The following is a 15,401-nucleotide window of genomic DNA, read 5'->3' as shown; positions in this document are numbered from 1 at the left end:
AACCCCGTGAAGGCCCCTGAGGACGGCGCGAACAGGGCAGTGGAACACTGGGGCGCATGCGCATTGTGTCCCTCGCAGGCGGAATCGGCGGCGCCCGTTTCCTGCGCGGTCTCCGTTCCGCCGTTCCCGATTCAGAGATCACCGTCATCGGCAACACCGGTGACGACATCACCCTCTTCGGCCTCCAGGTCTGCCCCGACCTGGACACCGTGATGTACACCCTGGGCGGCGGCATCGACGAGGAGCAGGGCTGGGGCAGGCAGAAGGAGACCCACGTCGTCAAGGAGGAGCTGGCCGCCTACGGCGTCGAACCGCAGTGGTTCGGCCTGGGCGACCGCGACTTCGCCACGCACATCGTGCGCACCCAGATGCTCTCGGCCGGATACCCGCTGTCGGCGGTCACCGAGGCGCTGTGCGCCCGCTGGCAGCCCGGCGTGCGGCTGATCCCGATGACCGACGACAGGACAGAGACCCACGTGGTCATCTCCGACGAGCGGGGCCGCAGGGCCGTCCACTTCCAGGAGTGGTGGGTACGGCTGCGCGCCTCGGTCCCGGCCGAGCGGATCATCCTCGTCGGCGCCGAGGAGGCGCGGCCCGCCCCCGGCGTGCTCCAGGCCATCGCCGAGGCCGACGTGGTGATCCTGCCCCCGTCCAACCCCGTCGTGAGCATCGGCACGATCCTGCAGATCAAGGGCATCCGCGAGGCCCTTGAGGCCAAGACTGTCGTTGGCGTCTCCCCCATCGTCGGCGGCGCCCCGGTGCGCGGCATGGCCGACGCCTGCCTGACCGCGATCGGCGTGGAGACCACCGCCCAGGCGGTCCTCGACCTGTACGGCTCGCCGCTGGTCGACGGCTGGCTGGTCGCCGAGGAGGACGCCGGGGTCGCCCTCGACGGCGTGCGCGTCGAGGCCCGGCCCCTGATCATGCACGACGTCGAGGCCGCCGCCGACATCGCGCGGGCCGCCCTCGACCTTGCCCTGTCCCTGCGTGGGGACGGGGACGCCCGATGAGCAGGATCCGCCGCGCCAAGGACGACGGCCAGGACGCCAGGCTGGAGATCTTCGCCGTCCCCGGCATCCCCGAGGTGAAGGAGGGCGACGACGTCGGCGAGCTGATCGCGGACGCCGCGCCCGACCTGCGGGACGGCGACATCCTCGTCGTCACCTCCAAGATCTCCAGCAAGGCCGAGGGCCGGGTCCTGCGGGACGTCACCAGGCCGGAGGCCATCGCCGAGGAGACCGTCCGGGTCGTCGCCCGCCGGGGTGAGACGGTGATCGCGCAGACCGCGCACGGGTTCGTCATGGCCGCCGCGGGCGTTGACGCCTCCAACACCGAGCCGGGCACCGTCGTGCTGCTGCCGGTCGATCCCGACGCCTCGGCCGCCGCGGTGCGGGAGAGCGTACGGCGCAGGCTCGGCGTCTCGGTCGGCGTGGTCGTCTCCGATACCTTCGGCCGTCCGTGGCGCAACGGCCAGACCGACATGGCGATCGGCGTGGCGGGGGTGACCCCGATGCTCGACTACCGGGGCATGTCCGACGACCACGGCAACGCCCTTGAGGTCACCCTGACCGCGGTCGCCGACGAACTGGCCGCCGCAGGCGACCTGGTCAAGGGCAAGCTCGCCCAGACCCCGGTCGCGGTGGTCAGGGGGATGGCCGAGTACACCACCCGGGAGGACGGTCTCGGCGTCCGCGAGCTGGTCCGCCAGTCCGAGGACGACATGTTCCGGTACGGCTCGCGGGACGTGCTCTTCGCCCGCAGGACCGTGCGCTCCTTCTCCCCGGAGCCCGTCGACGGCGCCAAGGTCCGCAGGGCCGTCGAGGCGGCGATCGCCGCCCCCGCCCCGCACCACACCACGCCGTGGCGGTTCGTCCTGCTTGAGTCGCCCGAGGTCAGGACCAAGCTCCTGGACGCCATGCGGGAGGCGTGGATCGCCGACCTGCGCGGTGACGGTCTCTCCGAGGAGAGGATCGCCAGGCGGGTCGGGCGTGGCGAGGTGCTGCGCGGCGCGCCGTACCTCGTGGTGCCCTGCATGGTGACGGACGGCGCGCACACCTACCGCGACGACCGGCGCAACGCGGCCGAGCGGGAGATGTTCGTGGTCGCGGCGGGTGCCGGGGTGCAGAACCTCCTGGTCCAGCTCGCGGTCGAGGGGCTGGGCTCGGCCTGGGTCTCCTCGACCATGTTCTGCCGTGACGTGGTCCGCGAGGTGCTCGGCCTGCCCCGCGACTGGGACCCGATGGGCGCCGTCGCCGTCGGCCGTCCCGCGGCCCCGCCCAGGGACCGCGCCCCAAGGAAGGCCGACGACTTCCTCGTCGTTCGCTGAGACGTCCGCTGAGGCGTCCGCCCAGACCCGGCCCCCCGCCCTCGGCGGGGCACCCCCACCGGGCTACTCCTCGCCGGGGACGACCAGGCCCGACTCGTAGGCGAACACGACGGCCTGGACCCGGTCGCGCAGCCCCAGCTTGGTCAGGACGCGGCTCACGTGCGTCTTGACGGTGTGCTCGCTGACGACGAGCCTCTCGGCCAGCTCCATGTTGGACAGCCCCTTCGCCATCAGCCGCAGCGTCTCGGTCTCGCGTTCGGTCAGTCCGGACAGCCGTGACGAGGCCCGGGGAACCGTCCCGGGGCGGCGCACCAGGGTCTCCACGAGCCGCCTGGTCACGGTGGGGGCGAGCAGGGCCTCTCCCCTGGCCACCACGCGTACGGCGTCGGCCAGCTCCTGCCTGCGGATGTCCTTGAGCAGGAAGCCGCTCGCCCCGGCGCGCAGCGCGTCGTAGACGTAGTCGTCCAGGTCGAACATGGTCAGCACGAGCACCCTGGCGTCGGTCTCCGCGCAGATCCGCGCGGTGGCGTCGATGCCGTCCATTCCCGGCATCTGCACGTCCATGAGCACCACGTCCGGGCGCAGCCGTACGGCCTGCGCGACGGCGGCCTCCCCGTCGGCGGCCTCGCCGACCACCTCGATGTCGGGCTGGACCCCCAGGATCATGGCGAAACCCGCCCGGAACAGGTCCTGGTCGTCGGCGACGAGCACGCGGATCACGGCTCCCCCACCCCCCGGGGAAGCTCGGCCCGCACGACGAACCCGCCGTCCTCCGAGGTTCCCGCGCGCAGGACGCCGCCGCCCGCCGTGACGCGTTCGCGCATCCCCCGCAGACCGTGGCCGCCCCCGCTCCCGGTGTCTCCTTTGCCGTCGTCGGCGACGGTCACGGTCAGGTGGGTGGCCGTCCAGCCGAGCGTGACGAGGGCGGCGCGGGCGCCCGCGTGCCTGACGACGTTGGTCAGCGCCTCCTGGACGACGCGGTAGGCCGTGACCTCGGTCTCCGCGGCCACCTTCCCCGGACGGCCCTCGGTCAGCAGCCGCACGTCGAGGCCCGCGAGCCGGGTCCGCCTGACCAGCTCGGGCAGGGCCGCCAGGCTGGGCCGTTCCGTGCGTGTCACGGGGCCGTCGTCCCTGAGGGTGCCCAGCAGGCCCCGTAGCTGGACCAGGGCCGTCCTGCCGGTCTCGGCGACCGCGTCGAGGGCCGTGCGCGCCCGGGTGGGATCGACGTCGAGCACCGCGGAGCCCGCCTCGGCCTGCACCACCATCAGCCCGACCGAGTGGGTCACGATGTCGTGCACGTCGCGGGCGATGCGGGTGCGTTCCCGCGCGGCGGCGGCCTCCTGCTCCTGTTCGAGCCGAAGGTCCCGTTCGGCCCGTTCGGCGCGTCCCGCGGCCCGTGCCCGGGTGCTGGTGCCCAGGGCGTAGGCAGCGACGAAGGCGGTGCCGACCATCCGGTAGGCCTCCGTCTCCTCCCCCGGCATGACCAGCGAGAGGTAGACGGTGCCCCCGATGAACGGGACGGCGAGCAGCCGTACGGTGGCGCCGCTCAGCGCGGCGATGGTGTAGACGCCGATCAGCGGTCCCCACGGCAGGAACGGCTTCTCCCACAGCACGAGCCCGGTCATCGCCAGCCCGGTCAGGAAGGAGACGAGCACCGGGGCCCGCCTGCGCCACAGCACCGGGGCCGAGGAGGCGAACGCCAGCGCGACCACCCACCACTCCGCGGGCCTGGGCCACAGGGTGGGCACCACGGTCGCCGCGGTCGCGGCGAGGGCGAGCAGGACGTCGAGCGTGCGGGGGGACAGCTCAGATGTGAGATTCCAGGCGACGCGCCGCACGCTCACCTCCTGTCCCTCCCACGGGTCCCCGCAGGCCCACGACCAGCAGCGCGGGCAGGAGCAGGAGGTCGGCCCATCCTAGCCAGTCGCCCAACATGCTGTACGGCGTGCCTCCGGTGGCCTCGGGCAGGGTGAGGACGACGGAGGCGAAGCCCGGGTTCGTCCGCGCGATACCGAGCACCCGGCCCCGGGAGTCGCTGGCCAGCAGGTCGCCGCCGCGTGGGGCGCGGGCGACGGCCATGCCGTTCTCCACGCCGCGGGCCAGGGCGATCCTGCTGTGGATCCACTCGTCGCCGGGGAAGTCCCAGGCGGGGGCGAAGATCGCCGAGGCGCCCCGCTGCCGGTAGCCGCGCACCAGGGCGGGGAAGTCCAGGTCCTTGCAGATCGCGATGGCCCACCTGCCGTCCGAGCCCGGCATGAACACGTCCCTGTCCCCCGTGTCGAACTCGGACTCAAGGCCGGGGATGAGGTGACGTTTGTCGTAGCGGACGGGCGCCGAGCCGTCAGCGGGGAAGGCGAAGGCGGTGTTGGTGTGCCGGGTGCCGTCGATCAGGGTCGTCCCGGCCAGGATGGTCATGTGCCGTTTCGCGGCCAGCTCGCCCAATGGGCCGGAGAGCAGCCGCAGGTGGGACTTCTCCACGACGAAGGTGTTCTCCGGCAGCACCGCCACGTCGGCGCGCAGTCCGTCCAGCTCGGTGAGATAGCGGACGAGCAGCTTCCTGCCCTCGGGGGTGTTCACCGGTGCCGGGTCGTTGGGGTTGTCGGTGGCCAGCAGCGCCACCCGGACACCGCTCCCGCCGGCCGGGGCGGTCAGCCGTACGAGACCGTAGCCCAGCACCAGCGTCAGCACCGCGACGACGGCTCCGGCGAGCCACAGCGCGCGGGCCGTGGACAGCAGGCGGGCCAGCAGGACGGCGAGCGCGGCCTGGGTGCCGAACAGCAGGAAGGTCAGCCCCCACGGGCCGGTCAGCGAGGCGAGCTGCAGCACCGGCAGGTCCTCGGCCTGGGAGTAGGCCAGGCTCCACCAGGCGCCGTGCGGCAGGGTGAGCGAGACGACGAACTCGACCGCGACCCAGGCGGCGGGGAACGTCAGCGCCGCCGTCACCGGCCTTCCCCGTACGGCGAGCGCGCGGAAGGACGCGACCGACAGCCCGAACAGGACCGACGTGCCCAGGATGAGCCCGATGACCATGGGCGTCGGCAGTTCCAGGGTGCCGCCGTAGTAACCCCACATGGGGGTCTGCGCGCCGAGCCAGGCCAGGGTGCCCGCGGCGAAGGCGAGGGACGGCCCGGTCCTGGTGGCGGCCACCAGCACGGGCAGCGCCGCGATCCAGGTGCACCACCACAGGGGCGCGAGCCCGGTGCCGAGGCCGAGCAGGACGGCGGACAGGACGGTCAGCAGGGCCGTGAGCAGCAGGCCGCCGCGCGGCCTTCCACGGGAGGGGAAGTTCATGCTCCGATGCTCGGACGTAGCCCCTCTGCGGCGCGTCGCGCGCGGGAGTGATCCGGGATGTCACTCCTGGGAGCGACCGGACAGCCCGGTGAAGGGGTGCATTCCCCCCTCGTACAGTTGCTATGGACCGCTGATCTACGCATCCGTTGCAGTCGACGCCCCAGCTTGTGCTTTGGAGTGTGACGATGGAAGAAATCGCAAGGTCAGACACTTCGCGGCGGGCGTCCGCACGGCTGCGTTCGCTCGCGGCGGTCATGATCGCCGCCCAGTGCGGTTTCTGGGGCGCCCGCGTCCTCGACGCGAGTTTCGGCGAGGACCTGCTGCTCGGCGGGCTCGTCGCGCTGGCCGTCGCCGGGGCGACCGGGATCGGCTTCCTCACCCTGCGGCGCCTGGGGGACGCCCTGGTCAGGTGGCGGGGGCACCGGGCGGCCCTTGAGGCGGCCAAGGCGGAGCTGCTGTGCGCGGCGGCCATCGCGCAGGAGCGCGAGCGGATCGCCCGCGACCTGCACGACCTGCTCAGCCACGGGATCTCCACGATCACTCTCAAGGGGGAGCTGGCCCGGCGGATCACCCCCGCCGAGTCGCCCCGGGTGAGGGAGGAGCTCTCGGAGATCATCGAGATCTCGCGCAAGGCGCTCGCCGACGTCCGTGAGCTGTCGCACAACCACAGCAGGATGTCGCTGCGGGACGAACTGGACTCGGTGCGCTCGACGCTGTCCGGCCTGGGCATCCGGGTCGAGGCGGACATCTCCCCTGAGCCGCTCGACCCCGACACGGGGACCGTCCTGGCGATCGTGCTGCGGGAGGGCGTCACCAACCTCCTCAAACACGGCACGGGCCGCTGGTGTGAGATCGCCGTCCGGTCGACGGACGAGGCGGTCACGATGGTCCTGGCCAACGACTGCGCGCCGGGCAGCCCCTGGCGTCCTTCCAGGGGCGGCAACGGGCTGGCCAACCTCGCGGCCCGGGTCGCCACGGTCAACGGCCGCTTCTCCGCGGCCCGCTCCGGTGGCCGGTTCGTGCTTGAGGTCGCGATCCCCCAGGGCACGTTCTCCTCCGGCTCCTCGGGTGTCTCCGGTTCCGTCGAGGGGGTGTCAGGACAGCCACCCCGATTCCTGTGCGAGACGTAGCGCGTCGATGAGGTTGCGCGCGTTCAGCTTGGCGACGATGGCGGTGAGGTAGTTGCGCACGGTCCCCGGCGACAGCGACAGGCAGGCGGCGATCTCCCGCGCTCCCGCCCCCGACCCGGCCAGCCTGAGCACCTCGGCCTCGCGCAGCGTGAGCGGGTTGGCCCCGTCGTTCCACGCGGCCAGCGCGAGCTTGGGGTCGAAGACGTGCTGCCCGTCCGCGACGGCCCGTACGGCGTGGGCCAGCTCCTCCGGCGGGGCGTCCTTCAGGACGTATCCGAAGACCTTCGCCTCGATGGCGCGGTGCAGCGTCCCCGGCCTGCCCAGGCCGGTGAGGATGAGCGTGCGGCACCCGGGCAGGGTCTCGCGCAGCCTGGTCGCGGCGCTGATGCCGTCGAGCCCCGGCAGGCCCACGTCGATCAGGGCCACGTCTGGGCGGTGCCGTACGGCCTCGGGGACGATCCGGTCGCCGTCGCCGACCTCGGCGACCACGGTGAGGTCGTCTTCAAGCTCCAGCAGGGCCACCAGTGCGCCCCGGATCATGTTGACGTCCTCGGCTACCAGGACCCGGATCACTACGCCCTCCTCGACTGGTGTACCGCGCCTTTTCTTACCTTTTCTCGCGAAAAATCCATTGATCGCGCTTTAAAAGCCGACATATTCCCCCAAATGCATCGGGTGCGAGGCTGTTTCAAGCGTTCCTCGATCGGCCCCGGCCATGCTGGGCTCCAGCAGAACACACACCGGAGGCCGAACCGCCGAAGGGGACACCGATGAGCACACCGCTGAGTACCGTCACGCACGAACCGCCCGAGCCCGTCACCACGGGTCCCGCGTCGCCGATGCGCGAGCGCGTCGCCGCGCTGACCTGGCTGCGGGCCCGCGCCAGGGTGGGACCCGGCGAGCAGGCCTCCCGCGCCCAGCACGCCAAGGGCAAGCTGACCGTCAGGGAACGTCTCAGGCTGCTGTTCGACGAGGGAACCTTCACCGAGATCGAGGCCTTCCGCAGGCACCGCGCCACGGGCTTCGGCCTTGAGGACCGCAGGCCGTACACCGACGGGGTGGTGTGCGGGTGGGGACAGGTGCACGGGCGCAAGGTCTTCGCCTACGCGCACGACTTCCGCATCTTCGGCGGCGCCCTCGGCGAGGCGCACGCCGAGAAGATCCACAAGGTGATGGACCTCGCGGAGACCACGGGCGCGCCGATCGTCGGGCTGTGTGACGGCGCGGGCGCGCGCATCCAGGAGGGGGTGACGGCGCTGGCGGGCTACGGCGGGATATTCCAGCGCAACGTCCGCGCCTCCGGGGTGATCCCGCAGATCAGCGTGGTCGTCGGCCCCTGCGCGGGAGGCGCGGCCTACTCCCCGGCGCTCACCGACTTCGTCTTCATGGTGCGCGGGGTGGCCCAGATGTTCATCACCGGCCCCGACGTGGTCCAGGCGGTGACCGGCGAGAGCGTCACCCACGAGGAGCTCGGCGGCGCCGACGTGCACGCGCGCTCCGGCGTCGGCTCCTTCGTCTACGACGACGAGGAGGCCTGCCTGGCGGACGTGCGGTACCTGCTGTCGCTGCTGCCCGCCAACAACCGGGAGTCGGCGCCCGCTCTCGCGCCCACCGACCCGCCGGACCGGCGGGTGGAACGGCTGCTCGACCTGGTCCCTGTCGAGACGGGCCGCGCCTACGACATGCGGGAGGTGATCGAGGAGATCGTGGACGACGGCGAGGTGCTCGAACTGCACGAGCAGTGGGCGCCGAACGTCGTGTGCGCGCTGGTCAGGCTGGACGGACGGGTCGTCGGCGTCGTCGCCAACCAGCCCGCCCAGCTCGCCGGGGTGCTCGACATCGACGCCGCCGAGAAGGCCGCCAGGTTCGTCCAGTTCTGCGATGCCTTCAACATTCCACTGGTGACGATGGTCGACACCCCCGGCTTCCTGCCCGGGACGGACCAGGAGCACGGCGGCGTCATCAGGCACGGCGCCAAGCTGCTCTACGCCTACTGCAACGCCACGGTCCCCCGCGTCCAGCTCGTCCTGCGCAAGGCGTACGGCGGCGCCTACATCGTCATGGACTCGCGCTCCATCGGCGCCGACCTGTCGCTGGCGTGGCCGACCAACGAGATCGCGGTGATGGGCGCCGAGGGCGCCGCGAACATCATCTTCAGGCGGGAGATCGCCGCGGCCGAGGACCCCAAGGTCGTCTTCGACCTGCGGACCGAGCAGTACCGCCAGGAGCTGATGCACCCGTACTACGCCGCGGAGCGCGGCCTCGTCGACGACGTCATCGACCCGGCCGACACCCGCTCCGCGCTGATCGGCGCCCTGGCGATGCTGCGCGGCAAGCATCGCGCGCTGCCCTCGCGCAAGCACGGAAACCAGCCACAGTGACGGCCATCCACGTGGTCCGGGGCCGGGCGGAAGCCGAGGAGCTCGCCGCGCTCGCCGTCGTGCTGCTCGCACTGGGCAGACGCGCCACCCCCGCACCCGGTACCGCGTCCGACGAGACCGTCTCCTGGCCGAGGGAGTTTGGCGGCTACCGTTCGCCCACCTCCTGGGCCGGGCTCCCCCGGGAGGCGAGCCGTTCATAGGACCGATTCGCGGCCGTGCGGCAGCTCCCAGTCCGCCTCGACCGGCTCGACCTCGATCCGCACCGGACCCGGCCTGCGGATCGAGGAGCGGTCCCTGCGGAAGGTCGCGAAGTCCGTGGTGTCGCGGAAGGCGGGCCGCTGGTACAGGTCGCGGGCGTAGCCCCACAGGTTGGGGAAGTCGCCCAGGCTCCGCTCGCTGATCTTCCCGAGCGGGTTGTCGAGGAGGTCGAAGCGGGCCAGGGTCGGCCACAGCCAGACGTCGGACTCGGTGATCGTGTCCCCGAACAGGAAACGGTGGGTGGCCAGGCGGGCCTCCATCAGGTCGAGGGCCGCGATGACACGGCTCCGCGCCGTCTCGTACTCCTCCTGGGTGGTCGTCATCGCCACCTCCCAGGCCGCGCCGTTGAGGTTGGCGTGCAGGTAGGCGTTGAGCTCGTCGATCTCGGCGCGCAGCTCGGGCGGGTAGAGCCTGACCTCGGGATCGCCCCACTCCTCGAACTGGGTGCCGAGGTCCACGGTGATGTCGGCGTAGTCGTTGCTGACGAGGCCGCCGGTCGCCCTGTCCCACAGCGCGGGCACCGAGACCGAGCCCGTGTAGCCGGGCACGGTCGCCTCGTAGGCCTGCCTGAGGTGGGTGAAGCCGTTCACCGGGTCGGGGCCACGGCCGGTGCCGAAGGTCCAGCCCTCGGCGCCGAGGTCGTCCTCGACGTAGGACAGCGTGACGGTCTCCCGAAGACCCTTGAGGCCGCGCACGATGGCCGTACGCTGCGCCCAGGGACACGACCAGGCCAGATAGAGGTGGTAGCGGCCCGGCTCCGCGGGGAAGCCGCTCGATCCGTCTGCGGTGACGCGTCCCTTCAGCGGCTCCGGTGCCGTGGAGATGGAAGCGGTCATTGGATGACCTCCGTGGTCGGTCGTGGGCGGGCGGCCGGGACGAGGGAGGCCGCGCCCGGCTGGTCGAGCCTGGGGATCGCGGCCAGCAGCTCGCGGGTGTAGTCGGCCTTCGGGTTGGTGAAGATCTGGCCGACGTCACCGGTCTCGACGACGCGGCCCTCCTTGAGCACCACGACGCGGTCGCTGACGTGGTGGATGACGCCCAGGTGGTGGGAGACGAACAGGTAGGCGACGCCCAGGTCCGCCTGCAGGTCGGCCAGCAGGTCGAGCACCTGCGCCTGCACCGAGACGTCCAGGGCGGAGACCGGCTCGTCGCAGACCAGCACCCGGGGTCGCGGGGCCAGGGCGCGGGCGATGGCCACCCGCTGCCTTTGCCCTCCGGAGAGCTGCCGGGGACGGCGTTCCAGCACGCCGCCGTCGAGCCCGACCTGGTCGAGCAGCAGCAGGGCCTGGTCGCGGCGCTCGGCGCGGGGCACCCCGCCGACCATGAGCGCCTCGTCGAGGATCTGCCTGACGCTGAAGCGCGGGTCGAAGGAGCTGAGCGGGTCCTGGTAGACCACCTGGATGTGGCGGCGGGCCTCGCGGCGCTGCCTGGCCGTCATCTCCCGCCAGGTCCTGCCCTCGATCAGCGCCTGCCCGCCGTCGGCTTCGAGGAGGCCGAGCACCAGCCTGGCGACCGTCGTCTTGCCCGACCCCGACTCGCCGACCAGGCCGAGCGTCTCACCGGCGCGCAGCTCGAAGGAGACCTCGTCCACGGCGCGCCGCCCACGGAAGTCCTTGACCAGGCCGCGCGCCTCGATCACCACCTCCCCGGGGGGCCGCTGCGGCGCGGGCTGGGGGTGCCCGGACGTCACCGAGAGCCGGGTGCCCTTGCTGTGCTCGCCGGGGATGGCGGCCAGCAGCGCCCTGGTGTAGGGGTGGGCGGGGTCGGTGAGGACCCTGCCGGTCGGTCCCTCCTCGACCACCACGCCGTCCTTCATCACCAGCACCCGGTCGGCGAGCTGCGCGACGACCGCCAGGTCGTGGCTGATCAGCAGCAGCGCGGTGCCCGCCCCGCGCCGTTCGTCGAGCAGCCGCAGGATCTGCGCCTGCACGGTGACGTCGAGCGCGGTCGTCGGCTCGTCGGCGATGAGCAGCTCGGGGTCGCAGGCGATGGCCGAGGCGATCAGCGCCCGCTGGCGCAGGCCGCCGGACAGCTCGTGCGGGTACTGCCCGGCCCGCAGCTCGGGTTCGGGCACCCCGACCTCGCGCAGCAGCTCGACGACGCGCTCCTCGATCTCGGCGCGCGGCACCGTGCCGTGCAGTTTGAGCGTCTCGGCGATCTCCTTGCCGACTGGCCGCAGCGGGTCCAGGGAGACCAGCGCGTCCTGCAGGACGTAGCCGACCCTGGTGCCGCGCACCTGCCGCCACTGCCGTTCGCCGAACCGCAGGGCGTCCTGCCCGTCCACGCGCAGCCGGGAGGCGCGGACCGTCGCGTTCTCGCCGGTGAGCCCGATGAGGCTGCGGGCGGTGACGCTCTTGCCCGAGCCCGACTCCCCCACGATCGCCACGCACTCGCCGGGGTTGACCGCGAGCGACACTCCTCGTACGGCCTCAAGCGTCCCGAAGGACACGGTGAGGTCCTCGACCTCGACCAGCGGACCGGTGTTCATCAGCCCCTCCCCTCAAGACGGCGCTGCAGGGCGCGTCCGACGACCGTGATCGACAGCACGGTGAGTGTGACGGCCACGCCGGGGAAGACCGCGACCCACCACGCGACCGAGAAGTAGTCCCGCCCACCGGCCAGCATCGCCCCCCACTCGGGGGCGGGCGGCCTGGCGCCCAGTCCGAGGAAGCTGAGCGAGGAGGCCGCGACCAGCGCGGTGCCGACCTCGATGGTGGCCAGTACCAGCAGCGGGGCGAAGGCGTTGGGCAGGATGTGACGCAGGACGATCCAGGCCCGGGTGAGGCCGAGCGAGGTCGCGGCCTCCACGTAGCCGGAGCGGCGGATCACCATCGTCTGCACCCTGACCAGCCGGGTGTAGCTGGGCATCGTGTACAGCGCGATGGCGTAGATCGAGTTGAGGGTGCCGGGCCCGGTGATCGTCAGGACGAGCAGGGCCAGGAGCAGGGTGGGCAGCGACAGCGTCACGTCCGTCAGCCGCATGATGATCTCGTCGGCGACCCTGCCGCCGAGGGCGGCCAGCAGGCCGAGCAGCGTGCCCGCGCTCACCGCGAGCACCGTGGCGCCGACCCCCGCCAGCAACGACTGGCGGGCGCCGTACACGATGCGGGTGAAGACGTCCCTGCCGATGGCGTCGGTGCCGAATGGGTGGCCGTCCCCGGGGGGCTGCAGCGCCATCAGCGCGTCCGACTCGTGGGGGGCGCCGTGGGTGAGCAGGCCGGGCGCCACGGCGGCCAGGACGATCAGGGCGAGCGTGATGGAGGCGGCCCAGACGCCGGGCCTGATCCCGGGCCGTTCGCGCGCCGGGGCCCGCAGGGTGACGGCCGTCATGTGGCCTCCCTCAGCCTGGGGTCGATGACCAGGTAGAGCAGGTCGAGCAGGGTGTTGATGACGACGTAGACGGACGCGGTGAGCAGCACGACGCCCATCACGACCGGCAGGTCCTTGCCGGTGACGGCGCCGAGCATGAGCGTGCCGAGGCCCTGCCTTGAGAAGACCTGCTCGATCACGACCATGGCGCCGAGCAGCAGCCCGAAGAGCCACCCGGCCAGGGTGATCACCGGCAGCAACGCGTGCCTGAGGGCGTGCCTGAGCCGTACGGCGGCGTCGGACATGCCGCGGGCGCGGGCGGTGAGCACGAAGGGCTCGTCCAGCGCCCGTTCCAGGCCCTCCCGCATGACCTGGGCCAGCAGCGCCGTCACGGGCAGTGCCATGGAGATCGCGGGCAGGATCAGCCCGCCAAGGCCGTCACCGCCCGCCGCGGGGAACCAGCCGAGCTGGAAGGAGAAGACCGTCAGCAGCAGGATGCCCACCCAGAAGATCGGCACCGAGGTGCCGACGAGTTCGGCGCCCGAGGAGACCCCGCGGATCCAGCGGGAGCGTTTCGCGGTCAGCAGCGCCAGCACCGTGGCCAGCACCAGCGCCAGTCCCATCCCGGCGGCGGTGAGCTGGAGCGAGGCGCCGAGCTGCGCCCAGATGGCCGTGCCGACCGACTCGTTGAGCTGGTAGGAGTGGCCGAGGTCGCCCCTGACGACCATGCCGAGATAGGAGAGGTACTGCGTCAGGACGGGCCGGTCGAGGCCGTAGTCGGCGATGATCTGCGCCTTGACCTGCGGGGAGACGATCGAGGTGCCCACGAGGGCGTCGGCCACGCTGCCCGGGGTGAGCTGCAGGGCGGCGAAGGAGACCGTCGCCGCCCCCCAGATCACCAGTAGCGAGGTGGCCAGCCTGACCAGCACCGCGCGCAGTCGGCGGCGCGTACGGCGGGCTCGGGGGGCGGCTTTCGTCATGGCGCGGAGACCCAGGCGTCGTAGAAGCTCGGGTAGGCCTGCGCCTCCCAGGTGATGCCGTGCACCTTCTTCGCGCCGCCGAGCACGTAGTTGAAGGTGTAGACGGGGAAGACCGCCGCGTCCTCGACGACCTTGCGCTGCACCTTGCCGTACAGCTCGACGCGCTTTGCCGGGTCGGTGGTGTCGAGGGTCTGGTCGAGCCAGGCGTCCACGTCCTTGTTGGAGTAGCGCGAGGCGTTGGCCCCCGAACCGCCCTGGTCGTTGGGGATGTTGCTCGACGCGAACAGGTCGCGCAGCGCGTCGGCGTCCACCCGCTGCCAACTGTAGTCGGACAGGTCGTAGTCGCCCCGCAGGGCGATGGGCGCGTAGTTGCTCGGGGTGACGTCGAGGAACTGGACGTCGATGCCCGCCTTCCTCGCCTCGGCCTGCACCTGCTCGGACAGTACGGCGCGCTGCTCGCGGGCGATCATCTTGACGAACATCCACCGGACGGTCAGGCGCCTGCCGTCCTTGGTCCGGTAGCCCTGGGCGTCGCGGGTGGTCCACCCGGCCTCGTCGAGCAGCTTCGACGCCGCCTGCGGGTCGTATCCGCCGAGTTGCTCGGTGCCGGGGTCGTAGCCGAAGGTGCTGGGCGCGATGGGGCTCGCGGCGGGCTGGAAGACCCCGAAGTAGAGCTTGCCGATGATCGTCTTGAAGTCGATCGACGCCCGGAACGCCTGCCGTACCCGGACGTCGGAGAAGACGCCCTTCTGGGTGTTGGGGTAGTAGTTGTAGTTGCCGCCGGGGGCCTGGCGCGTCTCCAGCCAGAGCCGGGAGTCGGCCTTGACCTGGCTGACGTTGACCGGGGGGACGCTGCCGATGGCGTCGACCTGGCCGCTGGTCAGCGCGCCGACCCGGACGGAGTCCTCCCGCAGGACCTTGAACTCCAGCTTCTCCAGGTAGGCCGGTCCCGCGTGCGCGGCGCCCTGCGGCGGCCAGGCGTACTTCGGGTTGCGGTGGTAGGTGATGCCCTGCCGCGGGGTGAAGGCGTCGATCACGAACGGTCCCGAGCCGACGACCTTCCTGGCCAGGGCGTCGGCGCCGAGCTTCAGCGTGGCGGGCGACTGGATGCCGAGGTAGGGGGTGGACAGGGCGGACAGCAGCGGGGAGTGCGGCCGGGAGAGGGTGATGCGCACGGTGTGCGGATCGACCACCTCGGTGCCCTTGTAGGGAGTGATGAGCCCGGCGGCGAGTTCCGACTTGGTCTTGGGATCGACGACGTGGTCGAGGTTGGCCTTGACCGCCTCGGCGTCGAACGGCGTGCCGTCGCTGAAGGTGACGTCCTTGCGCAGGGCGAAGGTGTAGCTCTTCCCGTCCGGCGAGACCTCCCACGATGTCGCCAGCCAGGGGTGCACCCCGCCCTTGGGGTCCAGGGAGACCAGGGAGTCGAGCACGGGTCGGGTGAAAACAGCGGTTATGTCGGAAGGGCTCGCGTGCGGGTCGAGATTACTCGGCTCGGTATTCACCGCGTAGCGAAGAATTCCACCGCTGACCGGTTTGGTGGATTTCGTGTCGCTTTCAGCGGCAGTGCCGCATGCGGAGAGAGCCAGGGCGGTGGTGAGCAGTAACGCGGGGGGCGCGAATCTGCCGGTCAAGTACACTCCGTCAGCACCTTTACGGGTAGTGCGTGCCAGGAATCGGCCAGGACCCCGGGGGGCCTCGCCGTCCAAATTACATAGCTTCCTGG

General features: G+C 71.8%; 14 protein-coding genes. 5 read left to right on the top strand and 9 right to left on the bottom strand.

The features are described 5' to 3' along the window. Positions 1-56 precede the first annotated feature (56 nt). Together cofD and FHS44_RS06785 are read left to right on the top strand one after the other, a co-directional pair. Positions 57-1,010 carry a 2-phospho-L-lactate transferase gene (gene cofD / locus FHS44_RS06790; protein WP_184712985.1) on the top strand — a complete coding sequence of 318 codons (954 nt, stop codon included), beginning with the start codon at positions 57-59 and terminating at the stop codon, positions 1,008-1,010. Then, a complete protein-coding gene (locus FHS44_RS06785) occupies positions 1,007-2,326 on the top strand; it encodes a coenzyme F420-0:L-glutamate ligase (RefSeq protein ID WP_184712984.1) in 1,320 nt (439 codons plus the stop codon). The genes cofD and FHS44_RS06785 overlap by 4 nt, the downstream gene beginning before the upstream one ends. Before the next feature lie 63 nt (positions 2,327-2,389). Here FHS44_RS06785 and FHS44_RS06780 read toward each other — a convergent pair whose 3' ends face one another. From FHS44_RS06780 to FHS44_RS06770, 3 genes are read right to left on the bottom strand one after another with little or no spacing between them, the layout of a single operon-like run. Then, positions 2,390-3,046 carry a response regulator gene (locus FHS44_RS06780; protein WP_184712983.1) on the bottom strand — a complete coding sequence of 219 codons (657 nt, stop codon included), beginning with the start codon at positions 3,044-3,046 and terminating at the stop codon, positions 2,390-2,392. Continuing rightward, positions 3,043-4,164 carry a sensor histidine kinase gene (locus tag FHS44_RS40740; RefSeq protein WP_221460351.1) on the bottom strand — a complete coding sequence of 374 codons (1,122 nt, stop codon included), beginning with the start codon at positions 4,162-4,164 and terminating at the stop codon, positions 3,043-3,045. The genes FHS44_RS06780 and FHS44_RS40740 overlap by 4 nt, the downstream gene beginning before the upstream one ends. After that, positions 4,133-5,617: a nitrilase-related carbon-nitrogen hydrolase gene (locus tag FHS44_RS06770; protein WP_184712981.1), complete on the bottom strand. Its 1,485-nt coding sequence runs from the start codon at positions 5,615-5,617 to the stop codon at positions 4,133-4,135. The genes FHS44_RS40740 and FHS44_RS06770 overlap by 32 nt, the downstream gene beginning before the upstream one ends. A gap of 185 nt (positions 5,618-5,802) precedes the next feature. Here FHS44_RS06770 and FHS44_RS06765 point away from each other — a divergent pair, with 185 nt between their 5' ends. Then, positions 5,803-6,747: a sensor histidine kinase gene (locus FHS44_RS06765; RefSeq protein WP_184712980.1), complete on the top strand. Its 945-nt coding sequence runs from the start codon at positions 5,803-5,805 to the stop codon at positions 6,745-6,747. Here the strand turns inward: FHS44_RS06765 and FHS44_RS06760 are convergent. After that, the gene (locus FHS44_RS06760) at positions 6,712-7,320 is read right to left on the bottom strand and encodes a response regulator transcription factor (protein ID WP_184712979.1); all 609 of its coding nucleotides are present in this window, start codon (positions 7,318-7,320) and stop codon (positions 6,712-6,714) included. The two genes, FHS44_RS06765 and FHS44_RS06760, sit on opposite strands and share 36 nt — an antisense overlap. A gap of 197 nt (positions 7,321-7,517) precedes the next feature. On the opposite strand from FHS44_RS06760, the gene FHS44_RS06755 reads away from it, so the two are divergent. Then, positions 7,518-9,128 carry an acyl-CoA carboxylase subunit beta gene (locus tag FHS44_RS06755; RefSeq protein ID WP_184712978.1) on the top strand — a complete coding sequence of 537 codons (1,611 nt, stop codon included), beginning with the start codon at positions 7,518-7,520 and terminating at the stop codon, positions 9,126-9,128. Continuing rightward, positions 9,125-9,328 (top strand): acyl-CoA carboxylase epsilon subunit, encoded by a 204-nt coding sequence (locus FHS44_RS06750; RefSeq protein WP_184712977.1) that lies wholly within the window; start codon positions 9,125-9,127, stop codon positions 9,326-9,328. Before FHS44_RS06755 ends, FHS44_RS06750 begins: the two co-directional genes overlap by 4 nt. Here the strand turns inward: FHS44_RS06750 and FHS44_RS06745 are convergent. Genes FHS44_RS06745 through FHS44_RS06725 form a run of 5 tightly spaced genes read right to left on the bottom strand, consistent with a single transcriptional unit; the run spans position 9,323 to position 15,108 of the window. Then, positions 9,323-10,222 (bottom strand): glutathione S-transferase C-terminal domain-containing protein, encoded by a 900-nt coding sequence (locus FHS44_RS06745; RefSeq protein ID WP_184712976.1) that lies wholly within the window; start codon positions 10,220-10,222, stop codon positions 9,323-9,325. The genes FHS44_RS06750 and FHS44_RS06745 overlap by 6 nt on opposite strands. Next, complete coding sequence (locus FHS44_RS06740; protein WP_184712975.1) at positions 10,219-11,874, bottom strand: dipeptide ABC transporter ATP-binding protein; 1,656 nt, start codon at positions 11,872-11,874, stop codon at positions 10,219-10,221. Before FHS44_RS06740 ends, FHS44_RS06745 begins: the two co-directional genes overlap by 4 nt. Further along, the gene (locus FHS44_RS06735) at positions 11,874-12,716 is read right to left on the bottom strand and encodes an ABC transporter permease (protein ID WP_184712974.1); all 843 of its coding nucleotides are present in this window, start codon (positions 12,714-12,716) and stop codon (positions 11,874-11,876) included. Before FHS44_RS06735 ends, FHS44_RS06740 begins: the two co-directional genes overlap by 1 nt. After that, on the bottom strand, positions 12,713-13,675 hold the full coding sequence (locus FHS44_RS06730) for an ABC transporter permease (protein ID WP_184712973.1): 963 nt from the start codon (positions 13,673-13,675) through the stop codon (positions 12,713-12,715). The genes FHS44_RS06735 and FHS44_RS06730 overlap by 4 nt, the downstream gene beginning before the upstream one ends. Then, positions 13,672-15,108, bottom strand: a complete 1,437-nt coding sequence (locus FHS44_RS06725; protein ID WP_312863546.1) for an ABC transporter substrate-binding protein — start codon at positions 15,106-15,108, stop codon at positions 13,672-13,674. Before FHS44_RS06725 ends, FHS44_RS06730 begins: the two co-directional genes overlap by 4 nt. Positions 15,109-15,401: the final 293 nt, after the last annotated feature.

The sequence above is a fragment of the Streptosporangium saharense genome, assembly GCF_014203715.1.
GTDB classification, from domain to species: domain Bacteria; phylum Actinomycetota; class Actinomycetes; order Streptosporangiales; family Streptosporangiaceae; genus Streptosporangium; species Streptosporangium saharense.
This window is presented reverse-complemented; position numbering and strand designations above follow the sequence as displayed.